Here is a 1254-nt window from a genome sequence, read left to right on the forward strand (position 1 = left end):
CCCACCAGCCCCGGCCCCACGCCGTCGCCCGCGCCGGACCCGGAAGTGACCTACCCGGCTCCCGCCCCGGACTCCACGCCACCCGTCGTCGCGCCTGATCCAACGCTGCCCGTAACCGGCCCGGTCCTGGATCCCACGGCGCCGGTCGTCGATCCAGCACTCCCGGCGCCGGTGCCTGCCGACCCGGTGCCTGCCGACCCGGTGGTGACGGACCCGTTGCCGGCGGACCCCGCGGGCACGGACACGGTACCGCCGGCTGAAGCAGCGGCTCCAGACCTGGCCCTCCTTGACGGGGCGCTCCTGGCGTCGGGTCCCGTTCCCCCGGACCCCGTCATCGCCGCAGAATCCGGAGTCCCCCCGGACTGCCACGTCACCGACGCCGTGCTTGCCGCTTTGCAGGAGACCACGGCCGTCCCCGCCGAAGTCTTTGGCGGCGCCCTCTATCTCCCTGCGCTGGATACCGCTGTCCGGCCGACAGCCGATGTCCAGCAGACCGGCAGCGCTCCCCCGGCAGGCTCTGCCCCGGGCGGCACTGCACCGGCAGCGCCCGTCGGCAAGGACCACCACACCCCTTGGCCCAACGGGACAGGTCTGCCCGCTCCCGACGCCCTTCCTGCAGCTCCTGGCTCCGGATCCGGAACCACCCTCTCGTCCGGTGGCCCCGCAAGTGGAGCTGCCTGGCTTCCCAGCCCGTATCTGGTGATTCCCACCGCCGGTGCTGATCCAATCCGTGGCCCGCTGCAGCACGTGCACTCCGCCGTCGCAGCTGACCCCGGTTCATCTCCTGACTAGTTAGCCGTCTCTGCCCTCCACAGAGCACGGCCAATCGGGCTGCCTTGAGCGCCCGCCAACAGTCATTCAGGAGATCCCCGATGGACGCCACCGTCCGCCGCCGGTGTTCCGGCACCCCGTTTTCCCCTCCCGCCGCCCCCGTCAAGGGACCCGAGCCTTCCTCTACCGTGGCGCTGCGCCCCGCAGCCGCCCGCCCGGCTGGACCACCGGCGCGCCGCAAACCCCTGCCGCACCACGAGGAGCGCCCACCCTAGGGGCGCCGCCGCCAGGCAAAGGTCTTGTGACGCCGGAGTGAAGTCGTTGGGTCCGCTGGGGGATCCAACGGCGACTCAGGCTCCGGTACAGCATTCAGTCGTTGGGTCCGCTGGGGGATCCAACGGCGACGCAGGCTCCGGCACAGCATGCAGTCGTTGGGTCCGCTGGGGGATCCAACGGCGACGCAGGCTCCGGCAGCATCTCCCC

1 pseudogene is annotated in these 1254 nt (G+C 72.0%); it reads left to right on the top strand.

The features are described 5' to 3' along the window. A pseudogene (locus K789_RS25430) lies at positions 1-792 on the top strand (hypothetical protein); the annotation flags it as partial. Positions 793-1254 lie beyond the last annotated feature (462 nt).

It is taken from the genome of Arthrobacter sp. TB 26 (assembly GCF_000427315.1).
Classification (GTDB): Bacteria; Actinomycetota; Actinomycetes; order Actinomycetales; family Micrococcaceae; genus Arthrobacter.